This is a genomic window from Saccharopolyspora hattusasensis, from assembly GCF_050972075.1.
In the GTDB taxonomy this organism is placed as follows: Bacteria; Actinomycetota; Actinomycetes; order Mycobacteriales; family Pseudonocardiaceae; genus Saccharopolyspora; species Saccharopolyspora hattusasensis.
Genome location: NZ_JBPCDC010000001.1, coordinates 2,668,055 through 2,685,604, shown reverse-complemented (window position 1 = coordinate 2,685,604; position 17,550 = coordinate 2,668,055). Strand labels below are relative to the sequence as shown.

Genomic DNA, 17,550 nt, shown 5'->3' with positions numbered 1-17,550 from the left:
ACTGATCTTCTCCAGCTCCTTTGTCCCCGGCTTCCACGACAACCGACCGTACGAATCAAGCGTCAGACCCCGCCCGACCTGATCAGGTAGATGTAGTGCGCAGACCCCCGGATTTGTCCGTGGGGTTAGCGCGTCAAGTCCGATCCTGACGCGCCCAGCGGTAATCCTGCCAACGTTAGATAGTTCGGTGCTGTATAGTGTTGGGTATGGTCGTCACGTTGCGATCGAACGCGAACATCACCTTTCAGTGCGCGTTCCACGTCGTGTGGTGCCCGAAATACCGGCGCCGGGTCATCGGTGGCCGGATGGAAGAACGCTTGAAGCAGCTCATCCGGGAAGTTGTCGAGGAGAAGGGGGCGTGGCTGGTGGAGCTGGAAACGATGCCGGACCACGTTCACCTTCTCGTCGAAGTCGACCCGCAGTACGGGGTGCACAAGCTGGTCAAAGCGATGAAGGGGCGTTCGTCGCGCGTGTTGCGGGAAGAGTTCCCGTGGTTGCGGTCGAAGCTTCCGACGCTGTGGACCAACAGCTACTTCGTCGCGACGGTCGGCGGCGCACCGCTGTCGGTCATCAAGCGCTACGTCGAACAGCAGAAGGCCCGGTGAGTCGATGCTGACGGGACGTCGCTACCGTTTGAAGCTCACCACCGCGCAGGCCGCCCAGTGTGAGGAGTTCGGCAATATCTGCCGGGCAGTGTGGAACACCGCCCTGGAACAACGCCGCGAGTACCGGCGGCGCGGGGTGTGGATGAACTACAACGAGCAAGCCGGAGAGCTCGCCGACGCGAAAACCGAGCACGACTGGTTGCAGACCGCGCCGTCGCACATCCTTCAGCAGGCGTTGAAGGATCTGGAGGGGTGCCGCGACCACGGCACGTTCCGGGTTAAGTGGCGCGGTAAGCAGCGTTGGAACCCGTCGTTCCGGTTCCCGATGGGCAAGCTCATCGGGGTCGAGCGGCTGAACAAGCGGTGGGGCCGGGCGAAGCTCCCGAAGCTGGGGTGGGTGCGGTTCCGCATGACCCGCCAGCTCGGCGGTGCCGTGCGGTCCGCGACAGTGTCCCGCGACGGCCGGGACTGGTTCGTGTCGTTGTTCGTCGACGACGGCGCCAGCACCCCAGAACGGCACGCCGCACCCCACAGCGGCGTCGGTGTCGACCGTGGAGTCGCGGCAGCGGTAGCTACCAGTGACGGCAAGCTCATTGACCGCGATTTCGTCTCGCCTGGCGAGGATGAGCGTTACCGCGGGTTGCAGCAGAAGCTTTCCCGGCAGAAGCGGGGCAGCGCAAACCGTAAGAAGACGCTCGGCAAGATGCGCCGGTTGAAGCGGCGCGAACGCGACCGGCGAGCGGACTTCTGCTCGCAGGTCGCGGCCGGGCTCACCGACCGCAACGCGCTGGTCGTGCTGGAAGACCTCCGTACCCGGAACATGACCCGGTCGGCGAGCGGAACCGCCGAAGAACCCGGCCGGAACGTCGCCCACAAGTCCGGCCTGAACCGCGCCATCCTCGGCAAAGGCTGGCACAAGCTTGAACTGGCCCTGCGTAACGCTGCCCGCTATAGCGGCAGCGAGATCGTGAAGGTGCCTGCTGCGTACACGTCGCAGACGTGCGCGGTGTGCCGTGCTGTGGACCCGGAAAGCCGTGAGTGCCAAGCGGTTTTTCGGTGTACCCAGTGCGGCCACACCGCGCACGCTGACGTGAACGCGGCGAAGAACATTCTCGCCGCCGGACGGGCGGGGACAGCCTGTGGAGACCTCGCCGTTAGGCGGTCCGTGAAGCAGGAACCTCAACCGGCGTTAGCGCTGGTTGGAATCCCCCGGCTTTAGCCGTGGGGAGGACGTCAACCTTGCACCCGAGTTGATCGAGGTGGGAGGCAATGGTGCCTGGCCGCGCGAAGCGGGTGTTCGCCCGCCACTCGTCCCGTCTGATCCGAAGTGGACGGTTACTGGTCGCGGTCGGCGTGGCCATGACGCTGGGTGGCTTGCCCGCGCAGGCCGAACCGGCTCGCGTGACCGACCACCCCGTGCCCTCCACCGGCTGTGGCAAGGCGTCCGCGGTGGCGCCCGGCTCCTCGCAGACCCGGACGATCGTCTCCGGTGGTATCACCCGCAGCTACCTGGTGCACGTGCCGGAGAACTACCGGCAGGCCACGCCGATCTCACTGGTGCTGTCCTTCCACGGCCACAAGCGGACCTCGGCGTACCAGGCGGAACTCTCCGAGTTCTCGGCCACCGACGCCATCGCGGTCTACCCGCAGGGGCTCGTCGGCACTGACGGCGAAACCGCTTGGCAGGGCGCGCCGTACTCGGCGGATGCCGACGACGTGCTGTTCACCGGCGATCTGCTCGACGAGTTGCAGCGGGACTTCTGCGTCGATCCCAAGCGGATCTACGCCGCCGGGAAGTCCAACGGCGGTGGCTTCACCGGTGTGCTCGCCTGCCGGATGAGCGGCCGGATCGCCGCGTTCGCGCCGGTGTCCGGCGCCTTCTACCCGCAGGGCGGCGCGTGCGAGCCGGAGCGCGCTGCGCCGATCCTGGACTTCCACGGGAACGCGGACGCGACGATCCCGTACCCCGGGAACCCGGACAAGGGCCTGCCGCCGATCCCGGAATGGCTGGCGGGCTGGGCCGACCGCAACGACTGCCACGACGGGCCGATCGTCCGAGACGAGGGCAACGGCGTGCAGGTCAGCCGGTGGGCCGGGTGCGGCCGCGGCGGCGACGTGGTGCATTACAAGATCGAGGGGCTCGGGCACGACTGGCCGAGCACGCATTCTAATCCGGACTCCGACGAGCCGGCGGTCATCGACGCGACGCCGATCATCATGCAGTTCTTCGCCCGGCACCAGCTGCGCTGAAAGACCCGGGCCGGGGCCGGATGAACCAGCCCCGACCCGTGCACGGCCCGGTGCGCGCTGCCCAACCCCCCCCGAACGGCACGCACCGGGCCGAGCTCCCCATGCGGTCGTGAGCGGTTGTTCCGGCTCCTGCCGGGACATTCGTCGGCTGGCGTTTCCGCTTCCGTCGCGTGGCCTGCGTGGAAGATGGGCCGCGGGCGGCTGTTACCCGGCAGACCGCCCCGGCCCGGCCGATCACCGCGTGTGCTCGCGGATGGCTTCTTCCAGGACCGCCAGGCCTTCTTCGAGGAGGGCGTGGTCGATGACCAGCGGCGGCAGCAGCCGGATCACGTTGCCGTAGGTGCCGCAGGTGAGAATCACGACGCCCTGGGCGTGGCAGGCCTTCGCGATCTTCGCGGTCACCTCGGGGTCCGGATCGATGGTGCCCGGTTTGACGAACTCGATGCCGATCATGGCGCCCCGGCCGCGCACGTCGAGAATCGCGTCGGTGGTCTCGGCGAGCTCACGCAGGCGGGGGAACACCAGGTCGCCGATGTCGCGCGCGGCCGTGGCCAGGTCTCGTTCGCGCATCGCGCGGATCGCGCCGAGCGCGGCCGCGCACGCGACCGGGTTGCCGCCGTAGGTGCCGCCCAGGCTGCTCGGCGGCATCGCGTTCATCAGCTCCGCGCGGCCCGTCACCGCGGCCAGCGGCAGGCCGCCGGCCATGCCCTTCGCCGTGGTGATCAGGTCGGGTACCACGTTCTCGTGGTCGCAGGCGAACCACGCGCCGGTGCGGCAGAAGCCGGTCTGGATTTCGTCGGCGATGAACAGCACGCCGTTGTCGGTGCACCACCGCGAGATCGCGGGCAGGAATCCGGCCGCTGGTTCGATGAATCCGCCTTCTCCCTGGATCGGTTCGATCAGCACGGCCGCGACGGAGTCGGCGCCGAGCTGCTTCTCGATCCGGTCGATCGCTTCCCGCGCCACCTGCTCGCCGGTGCGCGAATCCCGCGCCGGGTACGACATCGGTACCCGGTAGATCTCCGGCGCGAACGGGCCGAAACCGTGCTTGTACGGCACGGACTTCGCGGTCAGCGCCATGGTCAGGTTGGTACGCCCGTGGTAGGCGTGGTCGAACACCACGATCGCCTGCCGCCCGGTGGCCCGCCGCGCGATCTTGACGGCGTTCTCCACCGCTTCTGCGCCCGAGTTGAACAGCGCGCTGCGCTTCTCGTGGTTGCCCGGGGTGAGCGCCGCGAGTTCCTCGCAGACCTGCAGGTAGTTCTCGTACGGCGTCACCATGAAGCAGGTGTGGGTGAACTCGCCGACCTGGCGGCGCACGGGCTCGGCGACCTCCGGCGCGGCGTTGCCGACGTTCGTGACGGCGATGCCCGAACCGAGGTCGATCAGCGAGTTCCCGTCGACGTCGTGCAGCACGCCGCCGGCTGCCTCGGCGATGAAGACCGGCAGCACGCTGGCCACGCCGGTCGACACCACCGCGGTGCGGCGTCGCTGGAGTTCGCGGGAGTTCGGGCCGGGGATTTCGGTGCGCAGCACGCGCGCCTGCGGCAGTGCCGCCTGGGCCGGGGAAACCGTCACGGTGGGGACCTCCTGAGAACCGTTTCGAAAGTGGCCTGCGTGAGATTGAGCCCGCATCGCAAGCGGTTATCTCCGCTTGGAGCAGGCTCCGGTCGCATTCGTCCTGCGACCAGAGTCACCCCGGCACCCTGAACCGAACAGGGGACGATCTGGTTAACTCGGATTTCAGGATTCGACACAATGTCAGGAGGTGGCCGGTGCCGTTGACGGTGCGCGACCTGGTCGCCGCTGCCGAGCTGGGGCTTGCCGCGCGGGCCGGTGCACGGGAGCTCGACCGCCCGATCGCGTGGGTGCACACCAGCGAGCTGGCGGATCCGGCACCGTTCCTGGAGGGCGGCGAACTGCTGCTGACGACCGGTCTGGCGCTGCGCCCGGAGGACTGCGCGGGGTTGGTCGAGCGGCTCACCGCGGTCGGCGTCGCGGGGCTGGGTTTCGGTGTCGGGCTCAGCCACCGGGAGATCCCTGCCGAGCTCGTGAAAGCTGCGGAATCCGCCGGGCTGCCGCTGCTCGAAGTGCCCCGCCCGACGCCGTTCATCGCGATCAGTAAGGCCGTTTCGCGCGCCGTCGCGGCCGACGAGTACGCGAGCCTGCGCCGCACCAGCCGCGCCCAGCACGAACTCGCGCAGGCGGCCGGCACCACCAACGGCGTGGCCGCGCTGGTCCGCAAGCTCGCGACGCTCTTGGACGCGTGGGTGCTGCTGCTCGACGCCGGCGGCCGGCTCCTGCACAGCGCCCCGGCGGCGGCCGGTTCCCGGCTGCCGCAGCTGGAGCCGGAAGTGGCGAAGGTGCGCGCGAAGCGCGGCCTGGCCGCCGCCGGGTTCTCGCTCGGCGATCAGGAAGTGAGCATGCAGGCGCTGGGCGGCCGGGCGCGCGGCTTCCTGGCCGTCGGCCGCGGCGGGCCGTTCGCCACCACCGACCACCACGTGATCAACTCGGCCGCCTCGCTGCTGACCTTGGCGCTGGAACAGGTCGAGGCCCTCGCCACTGCCCGCCGTCGGCTGCGCGCCGGGTTCCTGGACCTGATGCTCCGCGGCGAGCCGGTGCAGGACGTGCTCCCCGATCTGCACGCCGAGCTGCCGCCCGAGCCGTTCCGGGTGGTGGCGCTGGCCGGTGCCCGCGACCGCGACGAACTGCTGACCCGGCTGGCGGCGGACCAGCCGAGCGCCCCCGCCTACTTGGCCGAACACGGAGACTCCGTGGTGGGGCTCGTCGATGGCGGCGCGCTCGATTGGCTCACCGGTCAGCCTGGCGTGGCCGTCGGCGTGTCCGAGCCGTGCGAGGTAGCCGGGCTCGCCGAAGGCCTCCGCCAGGCGCAGCAGGCGGCGCGTGCGGCGAAGCGCAGCGGCACCGCGGTGCACTTCGGAGACCTCGCCGGATACGGCCTGCTGAACCTGGTGCCCGGCACCGATGCGCAGGCGTTCGCCGAGGCCCTGCTCGCCCCGCTGCGCGGGCAGGACGCGCTGATCGAGTCGTTGCAGACCTGGTTGGCGCACCACGGGCAGTGGGATCCGGCGGCCAACCGGCTGGGCGTGCACCGGCACACCCTGCGAAACCGGGTGCGCAAGGTGGAGGAGCTGCTCGGGCGCGGCCTGGACCAGCCCGGCGTGCGCGCCGAGCTGTGGCTGGCGCTGCAAGTCCTGGACCGGCCCGGCGAGTGACGGGGCCACCTCCCGGGCGCTGCCCGGGCCGGTGCTGGACCACGACGAACGCCGGGGCAGCGACCTGCTGCCGTCCTTGGCGGTGTTCCTCGACGCGGGCGGCCGCCGGCAGGAGGCGGCGCAACGCCTCCACATGCACATCAACACCGTGCGGCACCGGATGAGCAGGGTCGAGGAGCTCACGGGCCGCAGCCTCTCCAGCACGGCGGACCGGGTGGGCCTCTACCTCGCCCTCCAAGCCCTCCGCCAGTCCTGACGCGGCCATTTCGCGCCCAAGGCTCGTGAGTCCTGAGTCCGGTTCTTGCCGGAACGAGCACTCACGAGTCCCTTCGTGGTTTCCGCCGACGCTGCGCTAGCCAAGCGGGGAGGGGCGACGGTTTGGACATGGTCGTGGGCGGCGGTGGACGGATTGGCAGTGCCGGTGGCTCGGGGCGCGGCCGTAGCGTCGCGGCGAGGACGAAAATCGACAGGAGGCAGCCGATGTCATCGGTCACCGGGTACTGGGTCGCTGGCGAGCGGGTCACCAGCGACGCGACCTTCGAGGTGCGTCATCCCTACGACGGCGTGGCGGTCGCCACCACGTGCTACGCCACCGACGCCGATGTGGAGCGGGCCGTCGCCGCCGCGCACGCGGTCCGCCGCGAGTTCGCCGAACTGCCCGCGCACGCGCGCGCGGCGGCGCTGGACCACGTGAGCCGCCGCCTCACCGAGCGGGCCGAGGAGATCGCGCAGCTGATCACCGCCGAGAACGGCAAGCCGATCACCTGGGCGCGAGGCGAGGTCGCCCGCGCCGTCTCCACCTTCCGCTGGGGCGCGGAAGAAGCCCGCCGCTTCTCCGGCGAGCTGCAGCGGCTCGACACCGATGCGGGGGCGACGGGCCGGATGGCGCTGATCCGCCGGATCCCGCGCGGCCCGGTGCTCGGTATCTCGCCGTTCAACTTCCCGCTCAACCTGGTGGCACACAAGGTCGCCCCGGCGCTCGCCGTCGGCACCCCGATCGTGCTCAAGCCCGCACCGAAGACCCCGCTGTCCGCGCTGCTGCTCGGCGAGATCCTGGCCGAGACCGAACTGCCCGCCGGGTCCTGGTCGGTGGTGACGACCACCAACGAGAAGGCCGCCGAGCTCGTCGCGGACCCGCGGCTGCCGGTGGTGTCGTTCACTGGTTCCGGGCCGGTCGGCTGGGGCATCCGCGACTCGGCCCCGCGCAAGCACGTCACCCTCGAACTCGGCGGCAACGCCGCGGTGATCGTCAACTCGGACTGGGCGGACCTCGACTACGCCGCCGAGCGCATCGCCACCTTCGCGGTGTACCAGGGCGGCCAGTCCTGCATTTCGGTGCAGCGCGTCTACGCCCACCGCGACATCGTCGACGACCTGACCGCCCGCGTGGTCAAGGCCGTAGAGGCGCAGGGCACCGGGGACCCGAAGGACCCGGCCACCAAGGTCGGGCCGCTGATCGACCTGGCGGCCGCGGAGCGGGTCGAGCAGTGGGTCGGCGAAGCCGTCGCGGCGGGCGCCCGGGTGCTCACCGGCGGCACCCGCGAGGGCACGACCTACGCGCCGACGGTGCTGGCCGACGCGCCGGAGGACGCGAAGGTCTCCTGCGAGGAGGTCTTCGGGCCGGTGCTGGTCATCGCGCCGGTCGACTCGGTGGACGAGGCGTTCGAGAAGGTCAACGCCTCCCGCTACGGCCTGCAGGCCGGGGTGTTCACCCGCGACCTGCGGCTGGCCTTCCGCGCGTCGTCGGAGCTGGAAGTCGGCGGCGTGATCATCGGCGACGTGCCGAGCTTCCGCGCCGACCAGATGCCCTACGGCGGGGTGAAGGAGTCGGGCGTCGGCCGGGAAGGCGTGCGGGCCGCGATGACGGATCTCACCGAGGAGCACGTCACAGTCCTCACCGGCATCAACCCGTGAACCGCTGCTTCCAGGCTCCTTCTGCGCGGCGGTGCGGGTAGCGGAACCCCGGACGCCTGCTCGCTGCGGGTTCCCCGACGCACGTGCGGACCGAACACGAGCGTCGGGGAAACCCAACGGGGTGGGCGCCGTCCCGCGGCGGTGCCGGCCGCGCGGGTGGGCTGAGCGGCTGCGCCGCTCCAGAACACCAGGAAACCTGATCGGGCCGGGTCGAGAACCAGCGCAGTAATGAAAGAACGCCGCCCCGGTGACCGGGGCGGCGTTCTTTCATGCTTTCGGCGCGTCAGCGGCGCCAGGCGGTCCGCTTCTTGCGCAGGTCGATCAGCAGGCCGATGACCAAGACCGCCGCGATGAAGACCAGGTAGCCGTCCTCGGTCTTGAAGTGCCCGCCACCGCTGAAGATGCCCTGGTGGTTGCCGATCAGCATGGCCAGGCACGCGACGACCGAGAACCAGCCCATGAACTGGGTGCCCTTCGAGAAACCGCCGTGCCAGCCCCACTCGACCGACGGTTCCTCGGCCGGGTCGATGGCCTGGCTGGGCTTCTTCTCCAGCTCGGTGCTCGCCACGTTCCCCTCCTGTGCCACGCCGGCCGCGAGGCCGGAAGACTTGCTAGGTGCGCAGACCGCCGTCCGGCGATCCACATTGCCCCATCCTCGCACACGCCCCCGGCACCCGAGCGCGCACCCGCCCACTGCGATCAGGGAAAAGGGTGTGGCAGAAGCGATTTCCGCAACACCCCAGGCGGGGATGCCCGGCTGTTCTGCTTCCGGCCGGGCCTGCCGCCTGATGGTGAGCCCCGGAAGTGATTTGCGTACCGCGAGCGACGGGTGCTCACCTTCTTCGGGGACAATGACCGTGATGCACGCCGACACCCCGAATCAGAGCGCACCCGGCGACCCCCGCACCGTGCTGGTGCTCGGCTCGACCGGTTCGATCGGTACCCAGGCCCTGGACGTGATCAGGCACAACCCCGACCGGTTCCGGGTCGCCGGGCTGGCCGCGGGCGGCAGCGACCCGCAGGCGCTGGCGGAACAGGCGCTGGAGTTCGACGTCCCGGCCGTCGCGGTCGCCAAGGGCACCGCCGTCGAAGACGTCCAGCTCGCCCTCTACGCCGAGGCCCAGCAGCGCGGCTACGCGGCCGGTGAGTTCCGCCTCCCCAGGCTGCTGGCCGGGCCGGAGGCGGTCACCGATCTCATCGAGTCCACCCCCGTCGACGTGGTGCTCAACGGCGTCGACGGCTCGCGCGGTCTCAAGCCGACGCTGACCGCGCTGGCGACCGGCGCGCAGCTGGCGCTGGCCAACAAGGAGTCGCTGATCGCGGGTGGTGCGCTGGTGCTGGGCAGCGCCGCGCCCGGCCAGATCGTGCCGGTCGACTCCGAGCACTCCGCGCTGGCGCAGTGCCTGTTCGGGGGTCGTTCCGACGAGGTGGAACGGCTGGTGCTGACCGCCTCCGGCGGCCCGTTCCGGGGCCGCAAGCGCGACGAGCTCGTGGACGTCACGGTGCAGCAGGCGCTGGCCCACCCGACCTGGACGATGGGCAGCGTGGTCACCATCAACTCGGCCACGCTGGTCAACAAGGGTCTGGAGCTGATCGAGGCGCACCTGCTGTTCGGCATCGACTACGACCGCATCGACGTCGTGGTGCACCCGCAGTCGATCGTGCACTCGATGGTCACCTTCGTAGACGGCGCCACGATCGCCCAGGCCAGCCCGCCGAACATGCGGATCCCGATCGCGATGAGCCTGGAATGGCCGCGCCGGGTGCCCAAGGCCGCCCCGGCGCTGACCTTCGAGCAGGCGCAGGAATGGACCTTCGAGCCGGTGGACCACGAGGCGTTCCCGGCCGTCGAGCTGGCCCGAGCTGCGGGCTCCGGCGGCGGCTGCCTGCCCGCGATCTACAACGCGGCGAACGAAGAAGCGCTCGCGGCCTTCGTCGATGGCCGGCTTCGCTTCACCGGAATCGTGCAAACTGTGGGTGAGGTGCTCGCCGGCGCAGATCAGTGGCGCAGCGATCCGGCGGGCTTGGACGAGGTCTTCGCGGCCGAGGACTGGGCGCGGACCCGGGCTCGCGAGCTCGCGGGGAAGGCGGAGTAGTAGATGCTGGTCGTCGTTGGCATCGTCATCTTCTTCCTCGGGTTGCTGTTCTCCATCGCGTGGCACGAGCTGGGGCACCTGGCGGCGGCGAAGCTGTTCGGGATCAAGGTCACCCAGTACATGGTCGGCTTCGGCCGCACTATCTGGTCGCGCAAGAAGGGCGACACCGAGTACGGCGTGAAGCTCATCCCTTTCGGCGGCTACATCCGGATGATCGGCATGTTCCCGCCGAAGAAGGACGAGAAGTACGGGCGCACCGCGTCGTCCGCGCCGTGGCGGGCGATGATCGAGGACGCCCGCCAGATGTCCGCCGAGGAGATCACCCCCGAGGACGCGCACCGGCAGTTCTACCAGCGCAGCCCGTGGAAGCGCGTCATCGTGATGCTGGCCGGGCCGGTGATGAACCTGATCCTGGCGGTCGGCATCTTCGCGGCGATCCTGATGGGCCACGGCATCAACACGCCGACCACGACGGTGTCGTCGGTCAGCGCGTGCGTGCTCCCCGCCACCGCCCCGAACACCGAGCAGTGCCCGGCGGATGCGCCGCCGTCGCCGGCCGCGGCCGCCGGCTTCCGGCCCGGCGACCGGATTCTGGAGTTCAACGGCAAGCCCTACGCCTCGTGGGACGAGTTGCAACTGGCCATCCGCGGCTCCGCTGGCACCGTGCCGGTGGTCGTCGACCGCGGCGGCCAGCAGCTGACCCTGCAGGCGAACCTGATGCAGACCGACCGGCCGAAGCTGAACTCGACCAGCGAGTACGAGAAGGTCGGCTTCCTAGGACTGAGCCCGACGTCGCAGCTGGTGAAGCAGGACTTCGGCGGCGTGGCGAAGACCATCGGTGGGTTCGTCAGCCTCACCGCGCAGAAGGTCGTCGAGTTGCCGCAGCGGGTGCCAGACCTGATCAACGCGATTTTTGGCGGTGAGCGGCACCAGGACTCGCCGGTGGGCATCGTCGGCGCGAGCCGGCTTGGGGGCGAGGTGCTGGCGTCGGACGACTTCGGCGTGGACGCCCGGATCATCATGATGTTCAACCTGCTCGCGGGCGTGAACCTGTCGTTGTTCGTGTTCAACATGCTGCCGATCCTGCCGCTGGACGGCGGCCACGTCGCCGGCGCGATCTGGGAGGGCATCCGCCGCGGGTTCGCCAAGCTGGTGCGGCGGCCGGACCCGGGGCCGTTCGACACGGCGCGGCTGATGCCACTGGCGTACGCGGTGAGCCTGATCTTCATCGCGTACTCGCTGCTGGTCCTGGTCGCCGACGTCGTGAACCCGGTGAAGCTGTTCTAGCCGCGCGGCGGGGCCGAACGGCAAGAACGGCATCGGGTGTGGGTTTCACTCGCGTGGCCGAGCGGCGGCGCGATGCGTGTCGGCGGTGTTGAACGGGCTCCGACGCTCGCCACTGCGGTTAAGTGGATCGGGTGGTGACCGGCGCGTGACGGTGTTCCCAACGCGACGTGAACGGGCACTTATGATCGCAACTTATGATCACCGAACGTGATCCGGTCGACCCCACGACGTCCGGCCGGATGAACGTGCGCCGGTATCGTGGAGCGAGGCGGCGCAAGTCGCCCGAAGAACACCAGAAGAGGTGGAGAGGAATCGATGACCGTCGATCTGGGCATGCCCGCGGCCCCGGCTCCGGTGCTCGCGGAACGGCGCAAGACCCGGCAGTTGCAGGTCGGAGCGGTCGGGGTGGGCAGTGAACACCCCATTTCCGTGCAGAGCATGACCACGACCGTCACTGCGGACATCAACAGCACGCTGCAGCAGATCGCGGAGCTGACCGCCGCGGGGTGCGACATCGTCCGGGTGGCGTGCCCCAGCGCGGACGACGCGGAGGCGCTGCCGGCCATCGCGCAGAAGTCGAAGATCCCGGTCATCGCCGACATCCACTTCCAGCCGAAGTACGTGTTCGCGGCGATCGAGGCCGGTTGCGCCGCGGTGCGCGTCAACCCGGGCAACATCAAGAAGTTCGACGACAAGGTCAAGGAGATCGCGCAGGCCGCCAAGGACCACGGCACGCCGATCCGGATCGGCGTCAACGCCGGTTCGCTGGACCCGCGGCTGATGCAGAAATACGGCAAGGCGACCCCGGAGGCCCTGGCCGAGTCGGCGCTGTGGGAGGCGAGCCTGTTCGCCGAGCACGACTTCCACGACCTGAAGATCTCGGTGAAGCACAACGACCCGGTCGTGATGGTGCGCGCCTACGAGATCCTCGCCGAGCAGTGCGATTATCCGCTGCACCTCGGTGTCACCGAGGCCGGCCCGGCGTTCCAGGGCACGATCAAGTCCGCGGTCGCCTTCGGCGCGCTGCTGCGCCAGGGCATCGGGGACACGATCCGGGTGTCGCTGTCGGCGCCGCCGGTCGAGGAGATCAAGGTCGGCACCCAGATCCTGCAGTCGCTGAACCTGCGGCCGCGGAAGCTGGAGATCGTGTCGTGCCCGTCGTGCGGGCGCGCGCAGGTGGACGTGTACAAGCTCGCCGAGGAGGTCACCGCCGGCCTGGATGGCATGGAGGTGCCGTTGCGGGTCGCGGTCATGGGCTGCGTCGTCAACGGGCCGGGCGAGGCGCGGGAAGCCGACCTCGGCGTGGCCTCGGGCAACGGCAAGGGCCAGATCTTCGTCAAGGGCGAGGTGATCAAGACGGTGCCGGAGCACCAGATCGTCGAGACCCTGATCGAGGAGGCCATGCGCATCGCCGAGGACATGGAACCCGCCGGCGCCGAGTCCGGCGCTCCGGTCGTCACCGTCAGCTGATCTCGCCGGGACCGGCCGTCCCCGATTCAGGGGCGGCCGTCTTCACAACCGGGTGTCCGCACGGTTCGGTGCGCTGGATCGGCGGTGTTCCATCGATCAGATTGCTCCGAACGGGTGAGCGCACGTTCGGGTGGGTGTGGTGCATCTTGGGCGGGGAGGCTCTTCGGCCGGGGTTTCTGGCAGTCTTGGCAGGTGCTCAAGCTCGCCGGTGCACGGCTGTTGGAGGAACGCGACGCGCTGCTGGTCCGTTCCGTGTTGGATTCCGCCCCGGTCGCGGCCTGCATGGTGGCCGCGCGCGTCGAGGAAGTCGGCGTCCACCCGTTGCGGCTCGGCGGCGAACTGTGGGGCTACGGCAACAAGCTCACCGGGATGTGCTTCTCGGGCGCGAACCTGATCCCGCTGCGCGGCGGTCCCGCCGCGATGCGCGCCTTCGCCGACCGCGCGCTGCGCCGACGCCGCGTGTGCTCGTCGCTGGTCGGCCCGGCCGAGCAGGTGCTTGCGCTTTGGAACGAGGTGGCGGCGCAGTGGGGCCCGGCGCGGGAGGTGCGCGCCGACCAGCCGCTCATGGCGCTCTCCGAACCGCCGCGGGTGGCCCCGGACCCGCTGGTGCGCCCGGTGCGCCCGGACGAGTTGGACCGCTACCTGCCTGCGGCGATCGCGATGTTCACCGAGGAAGTCGGGGTGGACCCGTCCAGCGACGGCGGCGCGGCGAGCTACCGCGCGCGGGTCGCCGACCTGATCGCCGGTGGCCGGGCGTTCGCCCGCTTCGAGGGCAACGAGGTGGTGTTCAAGGCCGAGATCGGCGCGGTGTCCCGAACCGTGGGCCAGATCCAAGGCGTCTGGGTGCATCCGGACCGGCGCAGCACGGGACTGGGCACGGCGGGAACGGCTGCGGTCGCGGACCGGCTGGTGCGCGGCCTGGGCCGCACGGCGAGCCTGTACGTCAACGGCTACAACACCGCCGCCCGCCTGGCCTACCGGAAGGTCGGCTTCCAGCAGGTCGGATCCTTCGGCACCGTCCTCCTCTGATCGTCCACTGTGGAGGTTGATGGCCGTTTCAGTTGAAACTGCCATCGGTTGGTTGGTGTGGCCCGAACGCGGGTGCCCCGCCGGAAAAGAGGTGTGGACGTTCCGGGAGGTTTCGGCATACTCACGGTCATGGTTTCCTCGCGGATCTTGGCCGGCGCGGCGGCACTGCTGCTGTTGCCGTTGGCTGCTTGCAGCACCGGACCCTCTGAAGAGGACGTGGCCGTGTCCTTCGTGAACGCGGTGGCGGCAGGCGACGCAGCAGGTGCGGCGAACCAGACCGACGCGCCCGACCAGGCCCGGCAGGCGTTGGAGACGGCTCGGCGGAACCTGTCGCCGACCGCCGCGCACGCGACGGTCCGGGAGGTGACCGAGGACGCCCAGGGGGTGCCCACCGCCCGGTTCGACATGTCCTGGGACTTCGGCGCGGGCAAGGTCTGGAATTACCCGAACGAGCTCAAGCTCGTCGAGCAGGATCAGGACTGGAAGGTCCGCTGGGCACCAGCGGTGATCCACCCGCAACTCGCCGCCGGGCAGACCATCGCCTTCCGCGAACAACGGCCCGATCCGGCGCCGGTCCTGGACCGCGACGGCAAGCAGCTCATGGGCCCGGAGCAACTGATCACCGTGAGCCTCAGCCCGCAGGAAGCCGGTGACGTGCGGGCGGTCGCGTCTTCGCTAGCGAGCGCGCTGAGCGTCGTCGAGCCCGCGATCACTCAGCAGTCCATCCTGGACGGCGTGGCGAAAACGCCGCAGGGCCAGCCGTACGCGGTGGTCACGCTGCGGCAGAGCGACTACGACAAGGTCAAGGCGCAGATTTACGACCTGCCGGGCGTGCGCTTCCCGGCCCAGACGCGGCTGGTCACCACCGCGCGCGGGTACGGCACGCAGGTGCTCGCGGGCGTCGCGCGCAAGGTCGACGAGCAGGTCGAGGCGAACGCCGGGTGGCGCGTCGTCACGCTCGACGCCGCCGGTCAGGAGGCCGCGGCGCTGCACGACGTTGCCGAGAAGCCGGTCGCACCGACCAACGTGACCCTCGGCGACCGCACGCAGCAGGCCGCCGAACAGGCGGTGGACCCGGTACCGCAGGCCGCGATGCTGGTCGCCATGCAGCCGTCCACCGGCGAGGTACTCGCCGTGGCGCAGAACGCCGCCGCCGACGCGCAGGGCCTGGTGGCGCTTTCCGGCCAGTACCCGCCGGGCTCGACGTTCAAGACGGTGACCGCGACCGCCGGGCTGGAGTCCGGCAAGGTCAACATCGACACCCAGGTCGAATGCCCGGGCAAGAAGGTGTTCGACGGCCGGGTGCTGCCGAACGACAAGGAGTTCGACCTCGGCCAGGTGCCGCTGCGGACGGCGTTCGCGCGTTCCTGCAACACGTCGTTCGCGCAGCTCGCGGTCGACCTGCCGGGGCAGGCGCTGACCCACGCGGGGCGGCAGCTGGGCCTCGGCGTGGACTTCGACATGGCAGGCGCGACGACGATCACCGGCAAGGTGACGCCGGCCGACAGCACGGTGCAGCGCGCCGAGAACGGCATCGGTCAGGGCACGGTGCTGGCCAGCCCGTTCGGCATGGCGCTGGTGACGTCCTCGATCGCCCAAGGGCGGATGCCGGTGCCGTCGCTGGTCCGGGGCGTGCCGACGAAGGCCGACGCCGAACCGCAGCCGCCGTCGCCGCAGTCCCTCGACCAGCTCCGCGCGATGATGCGCGAGGTGGTCACCAGCGGGACCGCGAGCTCGCTGAACGGCTCCGGTGACGTCCGGGGCAAGACCGGCACGGCGCAGTTCGGCGACGGGACCCACTCGCACGGCTGGTTCGTCGGCTACCGCGGCGACCTGGCCTTCGCGGTGCTGGTGACCGACGCGGGCTCGTCGGGCCCGGCCGTCGAGGCCGCGAAGCGCTTCCTTGCGGGCGCCTGATCGCTTCACGTGTCCGGGGTGATCACCAGTGGTGATCATTGTGCTACCTTGTTGCACATGGAGCGGATCGGCGTTCGTGAGCTGCGGCAGAACGCCAGTCGATACCTGAAGCGGGTCGCCGCCGGCGAATCGATCCTCGTGACCGATCGGGGGCGAACCGTCGCGGTGCTAAGTCCGCCCACGCGTGACCAAACCCTGTACGACGAACTCGTCGCCGCCGGAGAGCTCATCCCCGGCGAAGGCGGCGAGCTCCCCGAACCGTTGCCGGCAGCGCCGACCCCGAACGTCTCCGACCGGCTGCTGCGCAGGCGTGAACAGGAGCGGTTTTGATCTATTTCGATTCCTCCGCGCTGATCAAGTTGATCGCCCCCGAGCCGGAGAGCAAGGCACTGAGCCAATGGATCCGCGAGCGCTGGGAACACCCCCGCGTGACCAGCGCGTTGTCGAAGGTCGACGTGCTGCGCACCTTCCGTGAGGTAGGGCCGGCCGCCGAAGACCTGGCGTCGATCATCGTGTCGAAGATCGACCAGCTGCCGGTGAAGCAGGACGTGCTCGACGTGGCCACCGAGCTGCGTGGCAACGTCGGCCCGGTGGACGCCATCCACCTGGCCTCCGCGTGCAAGATCAAGAACGGTCTGCATGCCTACGTCTCCTACGATCCGGCGCTACTGGCTGCGGCGGAAGAAGCAGGGCTGACCACGGCCTCACCAGGCGCGAACTGACGGGTACTACCGCAATTTCCATTGAAATTGGATCTTCAATTTCAATGGAAATTGCGGTCCAACGGCGAGGGGGACGGGTGTGGTGCGTTCGTGGCCGCCAACCGGAGTGGGGGAGTGCAACGCGGTTACAGTGGGGGGCATGCCGGTTCGAGCTCCGTTAAAGCCAGGCGTGCAGACGCCGCGTCGCCCAGTCCCAGCGCACATCGAGCGCCCCGAGTACGTCGACAAGCCGGCTCCCAAGCGCAATAGCGACCCCTACGTGCAGCCGCCCGAGGTGATCGAGGCGATGCGGGTGGCGGGCAAGCTCGCCGCACAGGCCCTGGTCGAGGCCGGCAAGGCGGTGCAGCCCGGCGCGACCACCGACCAAGTCGACGCTGTGGTGCACGAGTTCTTCTGCGACCACGGTGTCTACCCTTCGACGCTGGGCTACCGGGGCTTCCCGAAGTCGTCCTGCACCTCGCTGAACGAGGTGATCTGCCACGGCATCCCGGACTCCACGGTGATCGAGGACGGCGACATCGTCAACGTCGACGTCACCGGCTTCATCGGCGGCGTGCACGGTGACACCAACGGGACGTTCCTGGCCGGCGAGGTCTCCGAGGACGCGCGGCTGCTGGTGGAGCGCACCCACGAGGCCCTGATGCGGGGTATCAAGGCCGCCAAGCCTGGACGTCAGCTCAACGTGATCGGTCGGGTGATCGAGTCCTACGCCAAGCGGTTCGGCTACGGCGTGGTCCGCGACTTCACCGGGCACGGCATCGGCCGCTCTTTCCACAGCGGACTGGTGATCCTGCACTACGACGAGCCGTCTGTGCAGACCGTCCTGGAACCCGGCATGACCTTCACCATCGAGCCGATGATCACCCTCGGCACCCACGAGTACGACATGTGGGACGACGGCTGGACGGTGACGACGAAGGACAAGAGCTGGACGGCCCAGTTCGAGCACACCATCCTAATCACCGAAGAAGGCAACGAAATCCTGACTCTCCCCTGATTCCAGGCTCGTATTGCGTAGCGGTGC

At 69.6% G+C, this 17,550-nt stretch carries 16 protein-coding genes; 14 read left to right on the top strand and 2 right to left on the bottom strand.

What is annotated here, in order from left to right:
* The first annotated feature begins 206 nt into the window (after positions 1 to 206).
* Genes tnpA through ACRXBZ_RS11845 form a run of 3 tightly spaced genes read left to right on the top strand, consistent with a single transcriptional unit; the run spans position 207 to position 2,855 of the window.
* Positions 207 to 605, top strand: a complete 399-nt coding sequence (tnpA, locus tag ACRXBZ_RS11855; protein ID WP_433879167.1) for an IS200/IS605 family transposase — start codon at positions 207 to 209, stop codon at positions 603 to 605.
* Between the two features lie 4 nt (positions 606 to 609).
* A complete protein-coding gene (locus ACRXBZ_RS11850; protein ID WP_433879166.1) occupies positions 610 to 1,824 on the top strand; it encodes an RNA-guided endonuclease InsQ/TnpB family protein in 1,215 nt (404 codons plus the stop codon).
* A gap of 50 nt (positions 1,825 to 1,874) precedes the next feature.
* Positions 1,875 to 2,855, top strand: coding sequence for a CE1 family esterase (locus ACRXBZ_RS11845; RefSeq protein WP_433879165.1), 981 nt, complete (start codon positions 1,875 to 1,877; stop codon positions 2,853 to 2,855).
* A 234-nt stretch (positions 2,856 to 3,089) separates the two neighbouring features.
* Here the strand turns inward: ACRXBZ_RS11845 and gabT are convergent, their stop codons facing one another.
* A complete protein-coding gene (gene gabT / locus ACRXBZ_RS11840) occupies positions 3,090 to 4,433 on the bottom strand; it encodes a 4-aminobutyrate--2-oxoglutarate transaminase (protein ID WP_433879164.1) in 1,344 nt (447 codons plus the stop codon).
* Between the two features lie 197 nt (positions 4,434 to 4,630).
* On the opposite strand from gabT, the gene ACRXBZ_RS11835 reads away from it, so the two are divergent.
* From ACRXBZ_RS11835 to ACRXBZ_RS11825, 3 genes are all read left to right on the top strand, one after another.
* Positions 4,631 to 6,091, top strand: a complete 1,461-nt coding sequence (locus ACRXBZ_RS11835) for a PucR family transcriptional regulator (RefSeq protein ID WP_433879163.1) — start codon at positions 4,631 to 4,633, stop codon at positions 6,089 to 6,091.
* Between the two features lie 31 nt (positions 6,092 to 6,122).
* Positions 6,123 to 6,347 carry a PucR family transcriptional regulator gene (locus tag ACRXBZ_RS11830; RefSeq protein ID WP_433879162.1) on the top strand — a complete coding sequence of 75 codons (225 nt, stop codon included), beginning with the start codon at positions 6,123 to 6,125 and terminating at the stop codon, positions 6,345 to 6,347.
* A 224-nt stretch (positions 6,348 to 6,571) separates the two neighbouring features.
* Positions 6,572 to 8,005, top strand: a complete 1,434-nt coding sequence (locus ACRXBZ_RS11825) for an aldehyde dehydrogenase family protein (RefSeq protein ID WP_433879161.1) — start codon at positions 6,572 to 6,574, stop codon at positions 8,003 to 8,005.
* Positions 8,006 to 8,288: 283 nt separating this feature from the next.
* Here ACRXBZ_RS11825 and ACRXBZ_RS11820 read toward each other — a convergent pair whose 3' ends face one another.
* Entirely contained in the window at positions 8,289 to 8,573 is a 285-nt protein-coding gene (locus ACRXBZ_RS11820) for a DUF2631 domain-containing protein (RefSeq protein WP_433879160.1), read from the bottom strand.
* Positions 8,574 to 8,856: 283 nt separating this feature from the next.
* Between ACRXBZ_RS11820 and dxr the strand changes: the two genes are divergently transcribed.
* The 8 genes from dxr (at position 8,857) to map (ending at position 17,523) form a co-directional block, all read left to right on the top strand.
* Positions 8,857 to 10,101 carry a 1-deoxy-D-xylulose-5-phosphate reductoisomerase gene (dxr, locus tag ACRXBZ_RS11815; protein WP_433879159.1) on the top strand — a complete coding sequence of 415 codons (1,245 nt, stop codon included), beginning with the start codon at positions 8,857 to 8,859 and terminating at the stop codon, positions 10,099 to 10,101.
* Positions 10,102 to 10,104: 3 nt separating this feature from the next.
* Positions 10,105 to 11,388: a M50 family metallopeptidase gene (locus ACRXBZ_RS11810; protein WP_433879158.1), complete on the top strand. Its 1,284-nt coding sequence runs from the start codon at positions 10,105 to 10,107 to the stop codon at positions 11,386 to 11,388.
* A 315-nt stretch (positions 11,389 to 11,703) separates the two neighbouring features.
* The gene (gene ispG, locus ACRXBZ_RS11805) at positions 11,704 to 12,858 is read left to right on the top strand and encodes a flavodoxin-dependent (E)-4-hydroxy-3-methylbut-2-enyl-diphosphate synthase (protein WP_433879157.1); all 1,155 of its coding nucleotides are present in this window, start codon (positions 11,704 to 11,706) and stop codon (positions 12,856 to 12,858) included.
* A gap of 192 nt (positions 12,859 to 13,050) precedes the next feature.
* Complete coding sequence (locus ACRXBZ_RS11800) at positions 13,051 to 13,887, top strand: GNAT family N-acetyltransferase (RefSeq protein WP_168589815.1); 837 nt, start codon at positions 13,051 to 13,053, stop codon at positions 13,885 to 13,887.
* A gap of 129 nt (positions 13,888 to 14,016) precedes the next feature.
* Positions 14,017 to 15,804: a penicillin-binding transpeptidase domain-containing protein gene (locus ACRXBZ_RS11795; RefSeq protein ID WP_433883857.1), complete on the top strand. Its 1,788-nt coding sequence runs from the start codon at positions 14,017 to 14,019 to the stop codon at positions 15,802 to 15,804.
* Between the two features lie 57 nt (positions 15,805 to 15,861).
* The gene (locus ACRXBZ_RS11790) at positions 15,862 to 16,134 is read left to right on the top strand and encodes a type II toxin-antitoxin system Phd/YefM family antitoxin (RefSeq protein ID WP_168589814.1); all 273 of its coding nucleotides are present in this window, start codon (positions 15,862 to 15,864) and stop codon (positions 16,132 to 16,134) included.
* On the top strand, positions 16,131 to 16,526 hold the full coding sequence (locus tag ACRXBZ_RS11785; RefSeq protein ID WP_168584913.1) for a type II toxin-antitoxin system VapC family toxin: 396 nt from the start codon (positions 16,131 to 16,133) through the stop codon (positions 16,524 to 16,526). The genes ACRXBZ_RS11790 and ACRXBZ_RS11785 overlap by 4 nt, the downstream gene beginning before the upstream one ends.
* A gap of 139 nt (positions 16,527 to 16,665) precedes the next feature.
* The gene (map, locus tag ACRXBZ_RS11780) at positions 16,666 to 17,523 is read left to right on the top strand and encodes a type I methionyl aminopeptidase (RefSeq protein WP_168584912.1); all 858 of its coding nucleotides are present in this window, start codon (positions 16,666 to 16,668) and stop codon (positions 17,521 to 17,523) included.
* Positions 17,524 to 17,550: the final 27 nt, after the last annotated feature.